General features: G+C 55.8%; 15 protein-coding genes and 1 pseudogene. 6 read left to right on the forward strand and 10 right to left on the reverse strand.

Annotated features, from left to right (window positions below; all coding sequences use genetic code 11):
* Window positions 1–5 precede the first annotated feature (5 nt).
* The 6 genes and pseudogenes from JLG71_RS17495 to JLG71_RS28685 all read right to left on the reverse strand — a co-directional run.
* Complete coding sequence (locus JLG71_RS17495; RefSeq protein ID WP_200913715.1) at window positions 6–1034, reverse strand: ABC transporter ATP-binding protein; 1029 nt, start codon at window positions 1032–1034, stop codon at window positions 6–8.
* Window positions 1035–2609 carry an ABC transporter permease gene (locus JLG71_RS17500; protein ID WP_064358326.1) on the reverse strand — a complete coding sequence of 525 codons (1575 nt, stop codon included), beginning with the start codon at window positions 2607–2609 and terminating at the stop codon, window positions 1035–1037.
* A 23-nt stretch (window positions 2610–2632) separates the two neighbouring features.
* A complete protein-coding gene (locus JLG71_RS17505) occupies window positions 2633–3649 on the reverse strand; it encodes an iron ABC transporter substrate-binding protein (RefSeq protein WP_025106214.1) in 1017 nt (338 codons plus the stop codon).
* Between the two features lie 261 nt (window positions 3650–3910).
* A complete protein-coding gene (locus JLG71_RS17510) occupies window positions 3911–4420 on the reverse strand; it encodes a hypothetical protein (protein WP_370512427.1) in 510 nt (169 codons plus the stop codon).
* 479 nt (window positions 4421–4899) lie between these two features.
* A complete protein-coding gene (gene leuO / locus JLG71_RS17515) occupies window positions 4900–5847 on the reverse strand; it encodes a transcriptional regulator LeuO (RefSeq protein WP_154920341.1) in 948 nt (315 codons plus the stop codon).
* A 541-nt stretch (window positions 5848–6388) separates the two neighbouring features.
* A pseudogene (locus JLG71_RS28685) lies at window positions 6389–6520 on the reverse strand (hypothetical protein); the annotation flags it as partial.
* A gap of 235 nt (window positions 6521–6755) precedes the next feature.
* On the opposite strand from JLG71_RS28685, the gene JLG71_RS17520 reads away from it, so the two are divergent.
* The 5 genes from JLG71_RS17520 to JLG71_RS17540 all read left to right on the forward strand — a co-directional run bounded on the left by JLG71_RS17520 (window position 6756) and on the right by JLG71_RS17540 (window position 11182).
* Window positions 6756–7136: a hypothetical protein gene (locus tag JLG71_RS17520; protein ID WP_014228747.1), complete on the forward strand. Its 381-nt coding sequence runs from the start codon at window positions 6756–6758 to the stop codon at window positions 7134–7136.
* A 46-nt stretch (window positions 7137–7182) separates the two neighbouring features.
* The gene (locus tag JLG71_RS17525; RefSeq protein WP_200913717.1) at window positions 7183–9207 is read left to right on the forward strand and encodes a protein-disulfide reductase DsbD family protein; all 2025 of its coding nucleotides are present in this window, start codon (window positions 7183–7185) and stop codon (window positions 9205–9207) included.
* Window positions 9208–9213: 6 nt separating this feature from the next.
* Window positions 9214–9936 carry a DsbA family protein gene (locus JLG71_RS17530; RefSeq protein ID WP_064405551.1) on the forward strand — a complete coding sequence of 241 codons (723 nt, stop codon included), beginning with the start codon at window positions 9214–9216 and terminating at the stop codon, window positions 9934–9936.
* 44 nt (window positions 9937–9980) lie between these two features.
* A complete protein-coding gene (gene dsbG, locus JLG71_RS17535) occupies window positions 9981–10739 on the forward strand; it encodes a thiol:disulfide interchange protein DsbG (RefSeq protein ID WP_200914318.1) in 759 nt (252 codons plus the stop codon).
* Window positions 10740–10846: 107 nt separating this feature from the next.
* Window positions 10847–11182: a gamma-glutamylcyclotransferase family protein gene (locus JLG71_RS17540; RefSeq protein WP_014228743.1), complete on the forward strand. Its 336-nt coding sequence runs from the start codon at window positions 10847–10849 to the stop codon at window positions 11180–11182.
* Between the two features lie 43 nt (window positions 11183–11225).
* Here JLG71_RS17540 and JLG71_RS17545 read toward each other — a convergent pair whose 3' ends face one another.
* The 3 genes from JLG71_RS17545 to JLG71_RS17555 form a co-directional block, all read right to left on the reverse strand.
* Entirely contained in the window at window positions 11226–12254 is a 1029-nt protein-coding gene (locus JLG71_RS17545; protein WP_200913718.1) for an LLM class flavin-dependent oxidoreductase, read from the reverse strand.
* 192 nt (window positions 12255–12446) lie between these two features.
* Window positions 12447–12824, reverse strand: a complete 378-nt coding sequence (locus JLG71_RS17550) for a RidA family protein (RefSeq protein WP_025106209.1) — start codon at window positions 12822–12824, stop codon at window positions 12447–12449.
* Window positions 12825–13386: 562 nt separating this feature from the next.
* The gene (locus JLG71_RS17555; RefSeq protein WP_064358333.1) at window positions 13387–13608 is read right to left on the reverse strand and encodes a cold shock domain-containing protein; all 222 of its coding nucleotides are present in this window, start codon (window positions 13606–13608) and stop codon (window positions 13387–13389) included.
* A 662-nt stretch (window positions 13609–14270) separates the two neighbouring features.
* Between JLG71_RS17555 and cspE the strand changes: the two genes are divergently transcribed.
* The gene (gene cspE, locus JLG71_RS17560; RefSeq protein ID WP_004849644.1) at window positions 14271–14483 is read left to right on the forward strand and encodes a transcription antiterminator/RNA stability regulator CspE; all 213 of its coding nucleotides are present in this window, start codon (window positions 14271–14273) and stop codon (window positions 14481–14483) included.
* A 137-nt stretch (window positions 14484–14620) separates the two neighbouring features.
* Here cspE and JLG71_RS17565 read toward each other — a convergent pair whose 3' ends face one another.
* Window positions 14621–16054: an anion permease gene (locus tag JLG71_RS17565; RefSeq protein ID WP_025106207.1), complete on the reverse strand. Its 1434-nt coding sequence runs from the start codon at window positions 16052–16054 to the stop codon at window positions 14621–14623.
* Between the last annotated feature and the right edge of the window lie 17 nt (window positions 16055–16071).

A 16071-nucleotide genomic window follows, 5' to 3' on the forward strand; every position in this document is an offset into this window, starting at 1 on the left:
CGGCGCTAGCAGGCAAAGACCCGCGCCTCGCCCACCACCTCAATGCGTACCGCCGCCCCCGGCCGCCATAACTGCCGGCTGACGGTTTTGACGATCAGCGGCTCGCCCTGGCCGGGCATCGCCAGGGTTAACGTTGACAGGTGGCCGCTAAAGTCCACATCGCGTACGGTGAGCGGCTTTCCATCCGCTGGAGAGGGGGAGATAACCAGCTGCTCGGGGCGCAGCATGACCCTTCCCTGGCCGACGGCATGCGGATCATCGGTTGAAATTTCGCCAATCGCACAGCGCGCCCGCCCGCCGCGAAGCTCGGCGGGCAGCACCAGCGCATCGCCGAGAAATAGCGCCGTCTCTTCATCGACGGGACGGCTGTAGACCTCATACGGCGTGCCGACCTGGGCAAAACGTCCCTGACGCATCACCGCGACCTGGCTGGCAAAGGAGAGCGCTTCATTCTGATCGTGAGTCACCAGAATCGACGCGACCCCGGCCTGCGCCAGTAAATCGGCGGTGGCTTTGCGCGTGGCCGCGCGCAGCCCGGTATCGAGGGCGGAAAAAGGCTCATCAAGCAGCATCAGCGCGGGCCGCTGCGCCAGCGCGCGCGCCAGGGCTACGCGCTGCTGCTGACCGCCGGAGATTTCGTGCGGCCAGTGGTTCGCCAGTTGACGGTCCAGCGACACCCTCTCCATCAGCGCCGCCACCTGCTGATATTTCTCCTGCCGGCTGCCGTCGAGGCCCCAGGCGATATTGTCCGCGACGTTCAGATGGGGGAACAGCGCGCCTTCCTGCGGCACGTAGCCCACCCCGCGCAGGTGGGCGGGAATAAATGTCCCCTGCGCAAACAGCGTGCGCCCCTGCATAACAATGCGCCCGCTATCCGGCGTTTCGAAACCGGCGAGGATCCGCAGCAGCGTGGTTTTACCGGAGCCGGAGGGACCAACTATCGCCGTCCGGCTGCCTGCGGCCACCGTCAGATTCAGGTTTTCGAGCACCCGCGTACCGGCAAAAGATTTTGAGATTGAGGAGAGTTCAAGCATTTACAGGCCTGCGATTTTTTTCGACTGGATATAGAGAATGCCGGTCAGCGGCAGCGAAAGCAGAATCATCAGCATCGCGTAAGGCGCGGCGGCGACGTAATCAATTTCGCTGGTTAGCGCCCAGAAGCCGGTCGACAGCGTGCGGGTGCCGAGCGGAGAGAGCAGCAGCGTGGCGGTCAATTCATTGGTGATGCCGAGAAACACCAGCGCCGCCGCTGCCGCCGCGCCCGGCGCCGCCAGCCGCATGGTCACGCTCCACAGCGCCCGGCCGGGGCTGCGGCCCAAACTGCGGGCGACGTTTTCCAGCTCCACGGGGGCCTGAGCGATGCCGGCGCGCAGGTTGACCAGCGCCCGGGGCATAAACATCAGCAGCCAGGCGAGCAGCAGCGTGACCTCGGTCTGATAGATGGGGCGCGCGTAGTGAATGGTGACCGTCACCAGCGCCAGCGCCGTCACGATGCCGGGCAGAGAGCTGGTCATGTAGTTACACCCCTCCAGCAGTCGAATAAGGCGCTGCGGATAGCGAACGCCCAGCCAGGCAATGGGAATAGCGCAGGCGGTGGTGAGGAGAGCGCCCACCGCGCCGAGCAGCAGCGTTTGCCGCAGGGAGAGCCAGAGGTCGGCGTTTAACCAGTTTTCCACGCCGCCCAGCCATAGCCAGCGGCAGAGCACCATCAGCGGAACGCCCAGCGCCAGCATCACCAGCGTCAGCAGCGCGAGCTGGAGAGGGATCGCCGCCAGCCGGCCCAGCGGCTGCCGCTGCTGTTCGCGCGCGGCGCCCGAACCGATGCGGGCATAGCGCGCTTTCCCCCGCGACGCCCCTTCCAGCAGCAAAATAGCCAGACAGCAGAGCGCCAGCACCCCGGCCAGCATGTTCGCCGCCGGGCCGCTGAAGGTTGACTGGAACTGGTCATAGATGGCGGTGGTAAAGGTATCAAAACGCACCATCGCGAACAGGCCAAACTCCGCCAGCAGATGCAGCGCCACCAGCAGCGCGCCGCCGCATATCGCCAGCCTGAGCTGGGGCAAAACCACGCGGAAAAAGATCCGCCACGGCGGCGTACCTAATGAGGCGGCAACATCTTCCAGCGTCGGGTCCAGCCGCCGCAGAACGGCGGCAACCGGCATATAGATAAATGGATAGTAGGCCAGCAGCGAAAGAAACACCCCGGCAGAGAGGCCGTGCATTGCCGGCACCGCGCTGACCCAGGCGTAGCTTTGCACAAAGGCCGGGATCGCCAGCGGCGCAACCGCCAGCACAGACCAGAGCCGCCGCCCCGCCAGCAGCGTGCGCTCCGTCAGCCAGGCCAGGCCAACGCCCAGCGCAATGCATAGGGGTACCGTCAGCGCGATAAGCCACAGGGTATTGCTTAACAGCTCAGCGACGCGCGGGCGAAAGACCAGCGCCTGGATTGTCTCCCAGCCGGTATCGACCCCTACGGCAATAACAAAACCCGGCGGCAAGAGCGCCAGCAGAGAAAACAGAACGGCTAACGCGATCATCGGAAAAGCAGGACGCCTGCGCTCGGGCAGGCGTTGGGCTTTTTTTCCGAGCGCGAAACTCAGAGAAGACATAGCGTGTTCACTTTAACGGACGATTACAGCAGGCCAGCCTGGGTCATCAAATCAACCACTTTTTTGCTGTTCAGCGAAGACGGCTCAACCTTCGGCGCCTCTAACGCTTTCAGCGGCGTCAGCTTCGGGTTGGACGCGGCGTTGACGCCAACGGCGTATTCAAAGGCGTTATTGGTGCGCAGTTCATCCTGTCCCTGCTTGCCGGTGATCCACTTGATAAAGGCCTGAGCCTGTTCCTGATGTTTGCTGGAGGCCAGCACGCCGCCGCCGGAAATGCTGACAAAGGCGCCCGGATCCTGGTTTTTAAAGTAGTGGAGACGGGTATTTTTGCTGTTCTCGCCGGTTTTCGCCTGATCGACAAAGCGGTAGTAATGATAGATAACGCCGCCATCAATCTGACCGGCATTCACCGCTTTCATCACCGTGCTGTTGCCCTTGTAGGCCACAAAATTGGTTTTCATCGCTTTAAGCCATGCGAGGGTTTCCTGCTCGCCTTTCAGCGCCAGCATGGCGCTGACGATGGCCTGAAAATCCGCGCCGGATGGCGAAGCGGCCCAGCGCCCTTTCCACTGCGGCTGCGCCAGATCCATCAGGGATGTCGGCAGCTGCGCTTCGCTGATTTTCGCCGGGTTATAGACGAATACGGTGCTGCGGGCGGCAATACCTATCCAGCGGCCGTGCTCAGGGCGGTACTGCGGGGCGACCTGCTGAAGGGTCTCGGCCGCCAGCGGCGCAAACAGCTTCGCGTTATCCACCAGCACCATCGCCGGGGAGTTTTCGGTCAGAAAGACATCCGCCGGGGATGCCGTCCCCTCCTGCACCAGCTGATTACCCAGCTCGCTGTCGCCGCCGTTACGCAGCGTCACTTTAATTCCCGTCTCTTTGGTAAAGCCGTCAACCCAGGACTTCACCAGATTTTCATGCTGCGCGTTGTAGACCACAATCCCGTCGCTGCTGGCCGCCGCCAGCGCCTGCGGGGCAATAAACGCGGAAGAAGCCATCAATGCAGCGGAGCAATAAGACACCAGACGAAAACGCATAAACTAATCCTTAATAGAGGTGGGCGAAGAGTCACTGGCCGCCGGCCGGCAAGGATTAAATCACAGAGGAATGTGAATGATAATGCAAACAATTACCATCTAATGAAAAAAGTGAAATGTACTGAGCGCGGGCGGATAAGGGCGAGAAAAATGCTATAAAAAAATAACCGTCGCGGTGAAGATTAAAATAACCTTAAGATGACTTCATTTTTTATTACGGTTCTTTCAAAGCCCCACAGCGGGCGGGTTTTCGCCACTGTATTAGCGAAAACTCCACTGTATGCTCACCACAAAGACGGCGGGAAGAATAATTCCGCTTTCAACGCCGAAATAATTGGTAAAGTTGTACTGAAAACCATGATAAATATAGGGAGAAAAGCCGATGCCGGTGGCGTCTTTAAAATCCTTATAAGAACCATGATCGCCGCAGTGCTCGAAGGCCGAGAAAAAAAACTCGCCAACGTAGCCATAAATTCCCTTAAACACCCAGCCGTTGCCCAACGAGACCCAGTCGCGGCGAACCCCCAGCGCAATGCAGCGATCGTCAAAGCTGTTTTTCATCGTTCCGGCCAGCAGGCTGTACGGCGAATCTTCGGAGAACCTGCGCTCAACGGAGGCAAACTGGTTGTCAAAACCTTCGGTGTACTGGCCGTGGTTGTTCGACAGATGGTAAATCCAGGAGCCGGTATTAACCGAATACAGGTTGATTTCATCCGCCTGTAGGGCCGTCGATGACATCATCAGGGCGGCGACGGCCACCGCAGGCTGCATCATTTTTCTGCGCATCAACATCATCCCCTGGTTCAGGCGTGGCCCGGCTGGATAATAAGAGTATATACCCGTCGTCTTTCAAGTGGCTTCTTTGTTGGCTACGTTCGTTCACCCCAGTCACTTACTTGAGTAAACTCCTGGGGATTAATGAGAGGCTCCTGCCGCTCACCGGAGGCCAGCCTTCGGCTGGTCAAATTCGTTCCGACGAATTTGTCTCTCTCTTGCCGCCTCAAAGCAACTCGAAATCCATTGGGTACAGAAACCGCCGGTTGGCTCTGCCGGAGAAATGCGCGATTTTCGGTAAATAGATTTTTTAATGAAATTCTGGTGGGTTAATTTTATTAATACAGCGTATTTTATCCGGTCATCATTGCCTGATGAACAAGAATAAAGGAGGGATCTTAATTAATTTTCAGGGCGAGAGTTGAGCGTGAATAATAAAATACCTGGCGTCTTACCAGGCATTTCTTCAGGTCTATTTAGCGCTGGCAAATTTTTATTAGCAGCTCCGCCATCCAGCGATGGCTTCTCTCCTGGCCCGCCGTTTCATGCCACGAAAGATAGCAGGTACGGCTGTCCATTTCTAAAGGCAGCGGCAGCAGCTGTAGCGTAAACTGCTCTTCAAACTCTTTCGCCAGCCATTCCGGCGCGATAGCCACCATATTGGTTTGCGACACCACGCTCAACACGCTGACCATCGCGTTACCGTGAAAAGCGACGCAGGCCTGCTGCTCTTCAGAGCTATACCAGGGATAGCTGAAGGAGGCGTAGCGATCCAGCGCGACGGTGGCGTGCTGCTCGCGATAAATATCCTCCTCGCTCAGCGGCGATGCGATACGCGGATGGTTGCGCCTGGCCACCAGCACCATTCGGTCATGGAACAGCGGGATGCTGGTAAATTCCGGATGATTGAATTTGTTGTAATCGAGTACAAATTCCACCTCCTGATAGCGCAGCTGATTTGTCACCTGCTGACTTAGCGAAGATTTAAAGGAAAGAGTGACCCTGGGAGCAATCTCGCTGATTTTGTTAAAAATAAGCGGAGTCAGGTAGTTATCCAGCGGGCTACAGACGCAAAGGTTGTAATTACGTTCGCAGTCCAGCGGGTCGAAAAGCGTATCCGGTAGCTCATTTTGCACCAGCGACAGCGCGCGACGAACCGAGCTAAACAGCTGAAAGGCGCGCTCCGTCGGTTTTATCCCGCGGCCGTTGCGGACGAACAGTTCATCCTTAAACAGCACCTTCAGGCGAGAGACCGCGCTGCTGACCGCCGGCTGAGACATGCCCAGCGTGTGCGCCGCTTTGGTTAAGCTTTGCTCCTGCATAACGGTATCAAAAATGGTTAACAGGTTAAGATCGACTTTCCGCAAGACGGGCTGCCGGACTTTCGGTTCAGAGGTTGCTTTAGATGTTGTATTTTCACTCATGTAGGGAACTCCACCAGCACATTAATCAGCGATTCTGCTTCGTAACACTGAGACCTTTCGCCAAAGGAAAAAAATGGGCAGATAAATCACCATCGGCCCCAGCAGCCATGTGTTATCGGTTTCCAGCAGCACGCTCAAATGTATGAAACTTATTATCAAAATGGTAAACAGTAAAAGAATATGAAACGTATTATGTTTTCTGGAGAAAACGGCATAGCGGTAAAGCATTCTTTTTTCCTTCGTTCACTCCTTGAACAAGGGAGAATACCATATAAAAAGTGATGAAATTTCTGAAAAATACGCGACTAAATCCTAATAAGTAGATTCACATTAAAATTATTCAGATTTGCTTAGGTAAATCTTAAACACTCCAAATTCAGATATTCCTTTGCCAGGGCAGTCGCGATAAAACCAGGCAATCACATTCCGTCGCGAGTAATAGCGAGAGAAGAGAAATTATTTCACAAGAAATAATAACGGCTATGTAGCAATAGCAGGAAAGAGATCTAAAAGGAGTGATTAAAGATGTTCAGAGGCGTATTCAACAGAAGCGGGAGGCTTTATTACCGATACCGTGCGGATCCGCTAAGCAAGTGTTGGGCCGCCATCGAGGCCTCGAACCCCGTTCCCTACAACGTACGTCGTTCGCTCTTCCAGATGAGCTAATGGCGGTCAGGCGCTAAGCAGTCACGTCCGGCAGCGGCGTGCCGGTACCGCTTAGCGACGCGAATAGTAGCCGGATGCATCAACGCTGTAAATAATATAAATGTACGAAATACCTGAACGCCCGCCTTTCCGCCGCATACGCCGGCAACGTTATCCATCCAGACAAAACCTTACACGCCAGCCTCTTGTACATTGATAAGGATTGTTTATGATCCTCGGGTTCTGTCTTGTCCTGGTACCCTATGCACAATCGTCGGCTTCCTGGTAAATGGTTTTTGATACTGACCTGCCTGGTCATGGCATTCTGCCTTGTTCAGCGGGCGGCCTATCTGCACCATTTTTTGGCCGATGTCGGCGCCGGCACGCAGGCGATACCCTTCAGCGCGCAGGCCCAGCAGCCGTCTTCTGAGGAGGCTGAGCCAGGCCCCTCGCCCTGTCAGCTGAGCGCTAAATCCCTGCTCTGCGCGCAGCCGCTATTCTTTGATGGCGCCTTACCTGCCGTCATACTCTTCCTCGCCCTGCTTCAGCTGCTCACCGCAGGGCGTCCGGTGGTTTTCCGGGACGATCCCGTCCGGCCACCCACGCTGCGAATACACCTTAAAAACTGCGTTTTCCGTGAATGAAAAAATCGTTCTTAGACGATTAATTTTTTAATTCACGGAGAAAAAAATGCTGAATATCTTCAGGGGCTTCGTCTTCCTGTTGCTGGCCTGCGCGGGCGTTGCCCACGGGGCGGACACCGGATGGCTGACATCCCCGCAAAACGACCATGCCCGGATCCGCTTCCAGGCGGAAAAAGGCAACGATCGGATCGACGGACTGCTCTCTATTGAGCTGGCCTCCGGCTGGAAAACCTACTGGCGCTCGCCGGGCGAAGGCGGCGTCGCCCCGCAAATCATCTGGAACAACGGGGAACAGGCGCGGTGGTACTGGCCTGCCCCGTCAAGATTCAAGATTTCCGGCCTGACGACCCAGGGCTACCATGACCGGGTCGCGATCCCGATGACGATCGCCGCCGCCCCCGGCGACGTGCTGGAAGGCACGCTTACGCTATCGACCTGCAGCAACGTCTGTCTGCTGACCGACTACCGGCTGCGTCTCGATTTCAATCAGCCCGCGGACGGCGATTTCCGGGACGCCTTTGCCCGGGCCATGCGCACTGTCCCGGCAGATACCGGCGTGACCAACGATCTTGCCGCGCATCGGGTCGGGAGCCAGCTGGTCATCACCGCCACCGCGACCGGCGAATGGAAAAACCCCGGGATCTATTTTGACCCTATGGACGGGGGAATTGTGGCCGGCGATCCGGACATTCGCGCCGAGGGCAGCCACCTCAAGGTGACGGTACCGGTCACCGACGAATGGGGAGAAATCCCCGCCACGCTGGCAGGAAAAGCGCTGTCGTTGGTGCTGACAAATGGTGAAAAAGCGCAGCAGATAAACCTTACGACTGGCGCGGATCTCGCCCCGGCGGCGACGGTTAGTCTCGGGAAAATAGTGCTTTTCGCGCTGCTCGGCGGCTTAATCCTTAACCTGATGCCGTGCGTATTGCCGGTGATGGGCATGAAGCTCAGCGCGGTGCTGCAGGCCGGTTCAGACCGGGGCATGGTCAGGCTGCGTTTTCTGGCCACCAGCGCGGGTATTCTGACCTCGTTTGCTCTGCTGGCGCTGATGGTGACGATACTGAAGCTCACCGGCGCATCGCTGGGCTGGGGGATCCAGTTTCAGAATCCCTGGTTTATCGGCTTAATGGTTGCCGTCACCTTTCTCTTTTCGCTGAACCTCTTCGGGGTAGTCGAGATGCTGCTTCCCTCGGCAGCCGTGAGCCGGATGGCGACCGCCGGCGGCGCCGGGATGGCGGGCAGCTTCTGCGAGGGCGTTTTTGCCACCCTGCTGGCAACGCCCTGCTCGGCTCCCTTCCTGGGTACGGCCGTCGCTTTCGCGCTTGCCGCTCCGCTTCAGGAGCTGTGGCTGATTTTTCTGGTGCTCGGGCTGGGGATGGCTGCGCCGTGGCTGTTCGTCGCCCTGTTCCCGCAAACCGCCGCCCTGCTCCCCCGCCCCGGCCGCTGGATGAACACCCTGAAAATGGCGCTTGGCGTCATGATGCTGGCCTCCAGCCTCTGGCTGACGACGCTGCTCGGCCTGCACCTGGGAGAAACGGCGGGCGGCATGCTGACGCTGACCCTCACCGTGGCGGCCCCGATTGCCTTGTTAGTCGCTCGTCCGCGAGCGACGCCAGCCTTCTGGCTGGTGATTATCGCGCTGGCGGCGTTTGCCGGCTTTCAGGTTCGCGGCCTGCTCGCCGAGGGTGCCATTATCTCGTCGCCGGAGGCTAGCGCTCAGCAAATTCGCTGGCAGCCTCTCAGCGAGGCGGCCATCCAGAGCGCGCTGGCGGATGGCAAACGGGTGTTTATCGATATCTCAGCCGACTGGTGCGTCACGTGCAAAGTCAATGAACACCGGGTGTTAAATCAGCCCGCCATCATCAGCGCGTTGGCTGAGCCGGATGTCGTCGCGCTGCGCGGCGACTGGAGCAAGCCCTCTGAGCCGATCGCCCGTTTCCTGCAAAGCCGAAACCGTTACGCCATTCCCTTCAATCAGGTCTACGGTCCAGGCGTGCCGCAAGGCGAGACGCTCCCGCCGCTGCTCGATCAACAAAGCGTCCTGAACGCGCTCACTCATGCCAGAGGTTAATTAACGATGAAAACTACGCTGCTCACTTTTCTTCTTCTCTCGGCGTCGTTGACGGCGTCAGCCTCGTCGCCGCTCACGCCGGCGCAGGAGGCCCGCGTGCAGGCACTGGTCCAGGAGACGCTGCTCAGCCATCCTGAAATTTTGATCGCCGCGGCCGATAAGCTCGATCGGCAGAATGCCCGGGCGGAACAGGAATCGCTCAAACAGGTACTGTCGCAGTACGGCGATTTTCTCTTTCACGACCCCCACTCACCGCGAATCGGCGCGCAAAAGCCGAAGCTGACGCTGGTGGTCTTTACGGATCATAACTGTCCGTATTGTAAAAAGTTTGACCCCTATCTGGAGAAGATTGTGGAAAAATACCCGGATGTTGCGGTGATCTTTAAGTTTCTGCCCTGGCGCTCCGAAAGCTCAATGACCGCGGCCAGGGATGCGCTCACCCTGTGGCGCACGCATCCTGAACAGTTCGCCAAATTTAACGCGATCCTGATGGCAAAAAAGGGGTATCACGACGGCGCCAGCCTTGAGCAGGCGAAAAAAAAGGCGGGCGTCATCGTGGCTAAGCCGGATGCGCAAAGCCTGGAGACGATTCAGAAAAGCTTCTCTGTCGCCGAAAAGCTCGGCATTCAGGGAACGCCGGCCACGCTAATTGGCGATGAGATGCTGTCGGGCTGGATCCCCTGGGAGCAATTTGATGCCACAATCGGCGATGCGCTGAAAAAACAGTAACCCACGTCAGGGGGAGCGCTCCCCCTGCATTGAGAGGCGATATGATGAAATATATTTTCCTGCTGGCGGCCTGGATGATACCGGGCCTGGCACTTGCGGAGGGGGCGATTCCCCAGATAGTTAAAGACTTTGGTGAACAGCAAGGGATCAAAATTATCAAGGAGATAGATTCCCCCGGCGGCGTAAAAGGCTGGGTCGGTCAGTATCAGGATATGGGGGTGACCCTGTTTTTAACCCCGGACGGAAAGCACGTCATTTCCGGGTATCTTTACGATGATAAAGGGCAAAACCTCAGCGAGGGGTATTTTAAAGAAGCGATCTATACCCCATTAGGCCGCGAAATGTGGAAGAAGCTGAACGATGCCCGGCCGCTCAAGGAGGGCGCGGATTCGGCGGCCAGAAAAGTCATCGTCTTCGCCGATCCGTTCTGCCCTTACTGCAAGACGTTCTGGTCGGCGGCGCAGCCGTGGGTAAAAGCCGGTAAGGTCCAGTTGAATACCCTGCTGGTTGCCTTTCTCAACCCGAAAAGCGGCCGATACGCCACGGCAATCCTGAATGCCAAAGATCCGGTAGCCGCCTGGCAAGAGTATGAACTCTCCGGCGGCAAAAAAGTGCCGCGCTTTGACGGCGTGACGCCGCGCGAAACCTTTAATCTTCTTCAGCATAACCAAAAGCTGATGGATGATTTGGGCGCCAGCGCGACGCCGGCCATCTATTACATGAATGAACAGAACGAACTCCAGCAGGTGGTCGGCATGCCCGACAAGAAACAGCTGCTGGAGATGTTCGGACCTGAGCCCTGATGAAGAGCGGGCGTCCCGCGGGGCGCCTTGCCAACCCCGGTCAGAGCTCGTATTTTATGACCTGCTCTGCCCGTCCGGGCCTTCAACGCTTGAGTGATTGAGGAATAATGGAACGTTTATTTGTCTACGGCACGCTGCGTCCGGGCCACTCCAATGCCCATATTATGGACAACATTGGCGGCGAGTGGCTGCCCGGCTATGTGCAGGGTCTGTTTTATGAACGCGGCTGGGGAGCGGCGGCGGATTTTCCGGGGATCGTGCTCGACAACAACGGGCCTCGGGTCGACGGCTATCTGTTCCTGTCCGCGAATCTTAGCGCCCACTGGCCAATGCTGGATGCGTTTGAAGAGGGCTACGACCGCGTTGCCGTTGACGTTACCATGGAAGACGGCCAGCGCGTGACCGCCTGGATCTATCAGCTACAGCCAAAGGTCGCAGCGTAAAACCCTTTCGCCCCGCGCCTGCGGGGCGTCGCTCAGCGCGGGTTTATGCGTCGCGCCAGCCCATTGCCGGCGCAACGTGCTTCAGTATGGACTCAATCACGTGGGCGTTATACTCCACGCCCAGCTGGTTCGGCACCGTCAGCAACAGCGTATCCGCTTCGGCAATCGCCTCGTCCTGCTTCAGCTGTTCGACCAGCTTATCCGGCTCTGCGGCGTAGCTGCGGCCAAAAATGGCGCGGGTCTTCTCGTCGAGGAAACCTATCGAATCGCTCTCGTCACGGCCTGAACCGAAATACATCCGGTCGCGATCGTTCATCAGAGCGAAAATGCTGCGGCTGACCGAAACCCGCGGCGTGCGCGTATGGCCCGCTTCTGTCCAGGCCTCGCGATAGGCGCGGATCTGCTTCGCCTGCTGGATATGGAACGGCTCGCCGGTTTCATCGTCTTTCAGCGTCGAACTTTGCAGGTTCATCCCCAGCGTTGCCGCCCATCTTGCCGTCGCATTCGAACCGGCGCCCCACCAGATTCGCTCGCGCAGCCCTTCAGAATATGGCTCAAGCCGCAACAGTCCCGGCGGATTGGGGAACATGGGCTGCGGGTTAGGTTTCGCAAACCCCTCTCCGCGCAGCGCGTCCAGCAGCACTTCGGTGTGGCGGCGCGCCATGTCGGACTCGTTTTCGCCCTCGCCGGGAACATAACCAAAATAGCGCCAGCCATCGATCACCTGCTCCGGCGAGCCGCGGCTGATACCCAGCTGTAAACGGCCGCCGGAGATTAAATCCGCCGCGCCCGCATCCTCGGCCATATACAGCGGGTTTTCATAGCGCATATCGATAACGCCGGTGCCGATTTCAATACGTTTGGTTTTCGCCCCGACCGCTGCCAGCAGGGGAAACGGCGAGCTGAGCTGGCGGGCGAAATGATGCACCCTGAAATAGGCGCCATCCGCGCCCAGCTCTTCGGCGGCAACGGCCAGATCGATGGATTGCAGCAGCGCGTCAGCGGCCGAGCGCGTCCCGGACTGCGGCGACGGCGTCCAGTGACCAAATGACAAAAAGCCAATCTTTTTCATGACGTGGGTGTCCTGGGTTGCAGGGAGGTCGTTGGCAGGTGGCGCATAATGAAAAACGTGTCTGCCGCGTTATGCCTCTACTTTACGCATAACCAGGTGAGAATAAATATTGTTTGTTTAACCGAATGCATCAAATAAATTGATTGAGTCTGCCCGGCGGCGCAGACCGCGGCCCGGGCAATAAACACTGGCTCACAGGCCGAATATTGCCTCAATTTCAATTTTGAGATCCGCAGAAAACAGGCGGCTGACTTCTACTAGCGAGCTGGCGGGTAGATGATCGCCGTAGTTCCGGTAAAGCACTTTGCGCAACTCGTCGATCTCATCAAAAGAAGTGATAAAGATCGTGACTTTGATAAGAGACGAAAAATCGATGCCTTCGGCGCGGGCAACGGTCCGTATCTGGGTAAAAACCTCCTCCGCCTGTGCGCCAATACCGGCCTGCTGCGCACGGGTGCCAAACGCGGTGAGCCCTGAAATATAGAGCGTGTTCCCGTGCTTAACCGAATGAACGTAGGGCGCCTTGACCTCGCCCAGTTCAGGGTAATTTTTTCGTACCATCCGACCCATACACTCCTCCTTATTTAACAAGAAACTGACTTGCCTCACTCGTTCGGCGGTCTTGTCGTCAGCCGCTAAACAGCGGCTGTTAAGGCTAATGGCGCGCGCTTTTCATGGCATCCTGCCTGCCCGGATTGCACGGCTCTTTTGTGCCTGGAAGATAAAATTTTCCGGACGAGTCAGGCTGCGTTCCGCCGGGGCAACCATCGCGTCCCGACGCGGTCGCGCTGCCATCAGAGCCATTGCCCCCATCCGAGTTATTCCCATTCCCGCCGTTAGCGGCATAGGCTGAGCATGCGCACAGCATAAAGAAACACACCAAAAAGCGTCTGACCATCACTATCCCCTGTCATCGGATTTAAATACTGACTGAAAGCCGATGAATTGTACGCGCTTCCAGAATCCGTTGAACGCATTTCTGCCGCATCGCCGGATAAGAAAAACCGTACGCAACGCGACTGTCGTTGCGCTCAGGGACAGGACATGGAATAAGGGAGGAATAATCCTGGGAAAGGCCGTTGTGATATCGCCAGCACGGCTTTCGCTATCGCGGGCGTAACGCTATAAATCGTTATTTATCGCACAGTATGACATGGGTGGCGGCAGGGCCTTTGTCATCTCTTTGGAGTATGGCATATTCAACTTTCTGGCCTTCAAACAGGGTATTAAAATTATCACCACGCAGCGCCGAGCAATGGACCGAGATATCTTTACCGCCATCGAGAGGTGAAATGAAACCAAATCCCTTCGACTCATTATACCACTTGACCAGACCTTTAATTCTTGAGGACATACTGACTCCTTGCGCATCAGGTAATTGACAGAAAACGTGTCGGATTAAACGTATGGACTCAAAAGAAAGGGGGTATCAGCGATAGCGCCTGGTAATGAGAACGGGCCGGTAAAATTTTTAAGTGCATGCGTTTTTTCGGATTAATAATTTCATTAAGGCATGAATACCATTAATAAGCAAATGAAATTTTAGCCATCCAGATACCCCGAAGGGGATAAATAATGAGAAACGGCCTAAATTAATCGCGCTGCGACGGGTGATATGGCTTCACCGCCGGGTGAGCCTGTTCGGAAAAATAAAAAAACATTCTCTGCAGATTCATCCACGTCACCGTAACCAAAAATCGAGTTAACCCAATGAAATACTGAAAGTTATTATCATTGCGTCATCAATAAGTCGCTGGTGAATCACTCCCCCCTCTTCCCGTATCACTCTCCGCCCCGGCAATATCAATTGAAATAAGTCTTGCTATCCGCGGTGAAGTATGTGACTAATGATTGGTCGGTTAAGTACACAGACATAATAAAGCGGTTCAGTAAAGCAGTCCTCATCTTAAGTGTTATCCGTTGATAATTCTTCCTTTTGAGTCTCCTTATCGTTATTAATTAGATTCTGTGCGAAACCTTTTCGCCGTAAGGCTCAGATATGTTGAGGTATTATCAATGTCTAATAAAATGACTGGTTTAGTAAAATGGTTTAATGAGTCGAAAGGCTTTGGTTTCATCACCCCGGACAACGGTAGCAAAGATGTATTTGTACATTTTTCCGCTATCCAGGGCGGCGGTTTTAAAACCCTGAACGAAGGCCAGAAAGTCGAATTCACCATTGAAGATGGCCAGAAAGGCCCTTCTGCCGGTAACGTCTTCGCCATCTAAGCTGCGCTTTATTTGCTGGCGGTAGATTTCAGCTTCGCTGCCGATGATGGACTCACGCCAGTTAAAAAACCCTGACATCATGTCGGGGTTTTTTCGTTATATCGCGAGCCGTCAGGTAATAAAAAACAAGGCTGGCCTCAGAGTATTCCGTGCTGAATCAAAAAGCCCCACCACGGAATGCCGACAACCATATGCAGCAGAAACGTTAATAAAGCGATTATGGTCCCGGTTAACCACCAGGATTTAATATCGTTATAACCGGCGGCAAAGATAATCGGCCCGGCGGCACCGCCATAGTGCGTGATACAGCCCCCGTAAGAGTTAGAAAACAGGATGGCGAGCGCCAGCAGCGCAGGCGCCGTTCCGGTAACCAGTCCGACGGTGGCGAAGACGGGAACCATAGCCGCGACGTATGCACCGCCGGAGGCGAATAAATAGCGCACGACGATGCTTAAAAAAACAATAATCACAATGGTCGTGTTACCGGCGCCGAGGAAATCCAGATGCTCGGACATAAAGGCGGCAAGCCATTTAAAAAATCCCTCTTTGCTTAAGGTCGCACTCAATCCAATAATGCCGCCGTACCAGATTAACGTATTCCAGCCGCCCTTATTTTGCAGCACATCATTCCAGCAAATGACATTCGTGAGCAAAGCGCCAGCCATGGCAATCACCGCAACGGAGGATTCATTCAGCCCCAGATAATGAGAAAATATCCAGCCGGAGAGTGCGGAGATAAAGACCACGATCAGCCCTTTCTCTTTCGAACTGATGGGCCCCAGGTCATTCAGTCCCGCAGTGGCTATTTTTACATTGTCTATTTCTTTTAATTGCGGGCGCACTATTTTGTAGGTGATATAAGGAATGACGGCTAACATCAATAGCCCAAGCGGTACCCCCGCCAGAGCCCACCCTACCCAGCTTATGCGGATATGAAAAATATCGGAAATTAACTGTAACGCTAAGGCATTTCCGGCAAACGCGGTCAAAAACATATAGCTGGTGGTTTTAGTCACCATATAGATATTCACCATCAGATAACGTCCGGCCTGACGCGGACTCTCTTTTGGCGTTGAACCTAACACCAGGGCAATGCTATTGATAATCGGGAATACGACGCCGCCGGCGCGTGCGGTGTTAGAGGGTGTCGCCGGTGACAGCATTAAATCCAACAGCGCCGTGACATACCCCAGCCGCAGGGTTGTCCCACCGAACTTTAAAATAAACCAGTACGCCAGACGTTTCCCTAATCCAGTGGTGACAAAAGCGGCGCTCAAAGTAAACGCACTAAATACCAGCCATGTCGTTCCCGAGGAAAAACCGCTCAGTACATCCATTGACCTGACGGGGGAGTCATCAAATCGTGCCACCGTTAAGCACGACAAGCCTACCGCCGACAGCATGATAACCGGCTCAGGATAAGGCTTACTCACCAGACCTATAATGGATGCCAGGTAGATACCGGCCAGTATCCAGGCTTCTTTCGTTAATCCCGCGGGGGGTGGAATGATGATTGCTAATATAATAATAAAAATAAGCACCGCTATTTTTATTAGCTTTGACTTCAACATGCTTCACCTCGGCTACA

The sequence above is a fragment of the Klebsiella michiganensis genome (assembly GCF_015139575.1).
GTDB classification, from domain to species: Bacteria; Pseudomonadota; Gammaproteobacteria; order Enterobacterales; family Enterobacteriaceae; genus Klebsiella; species Klebsiella michiganensis.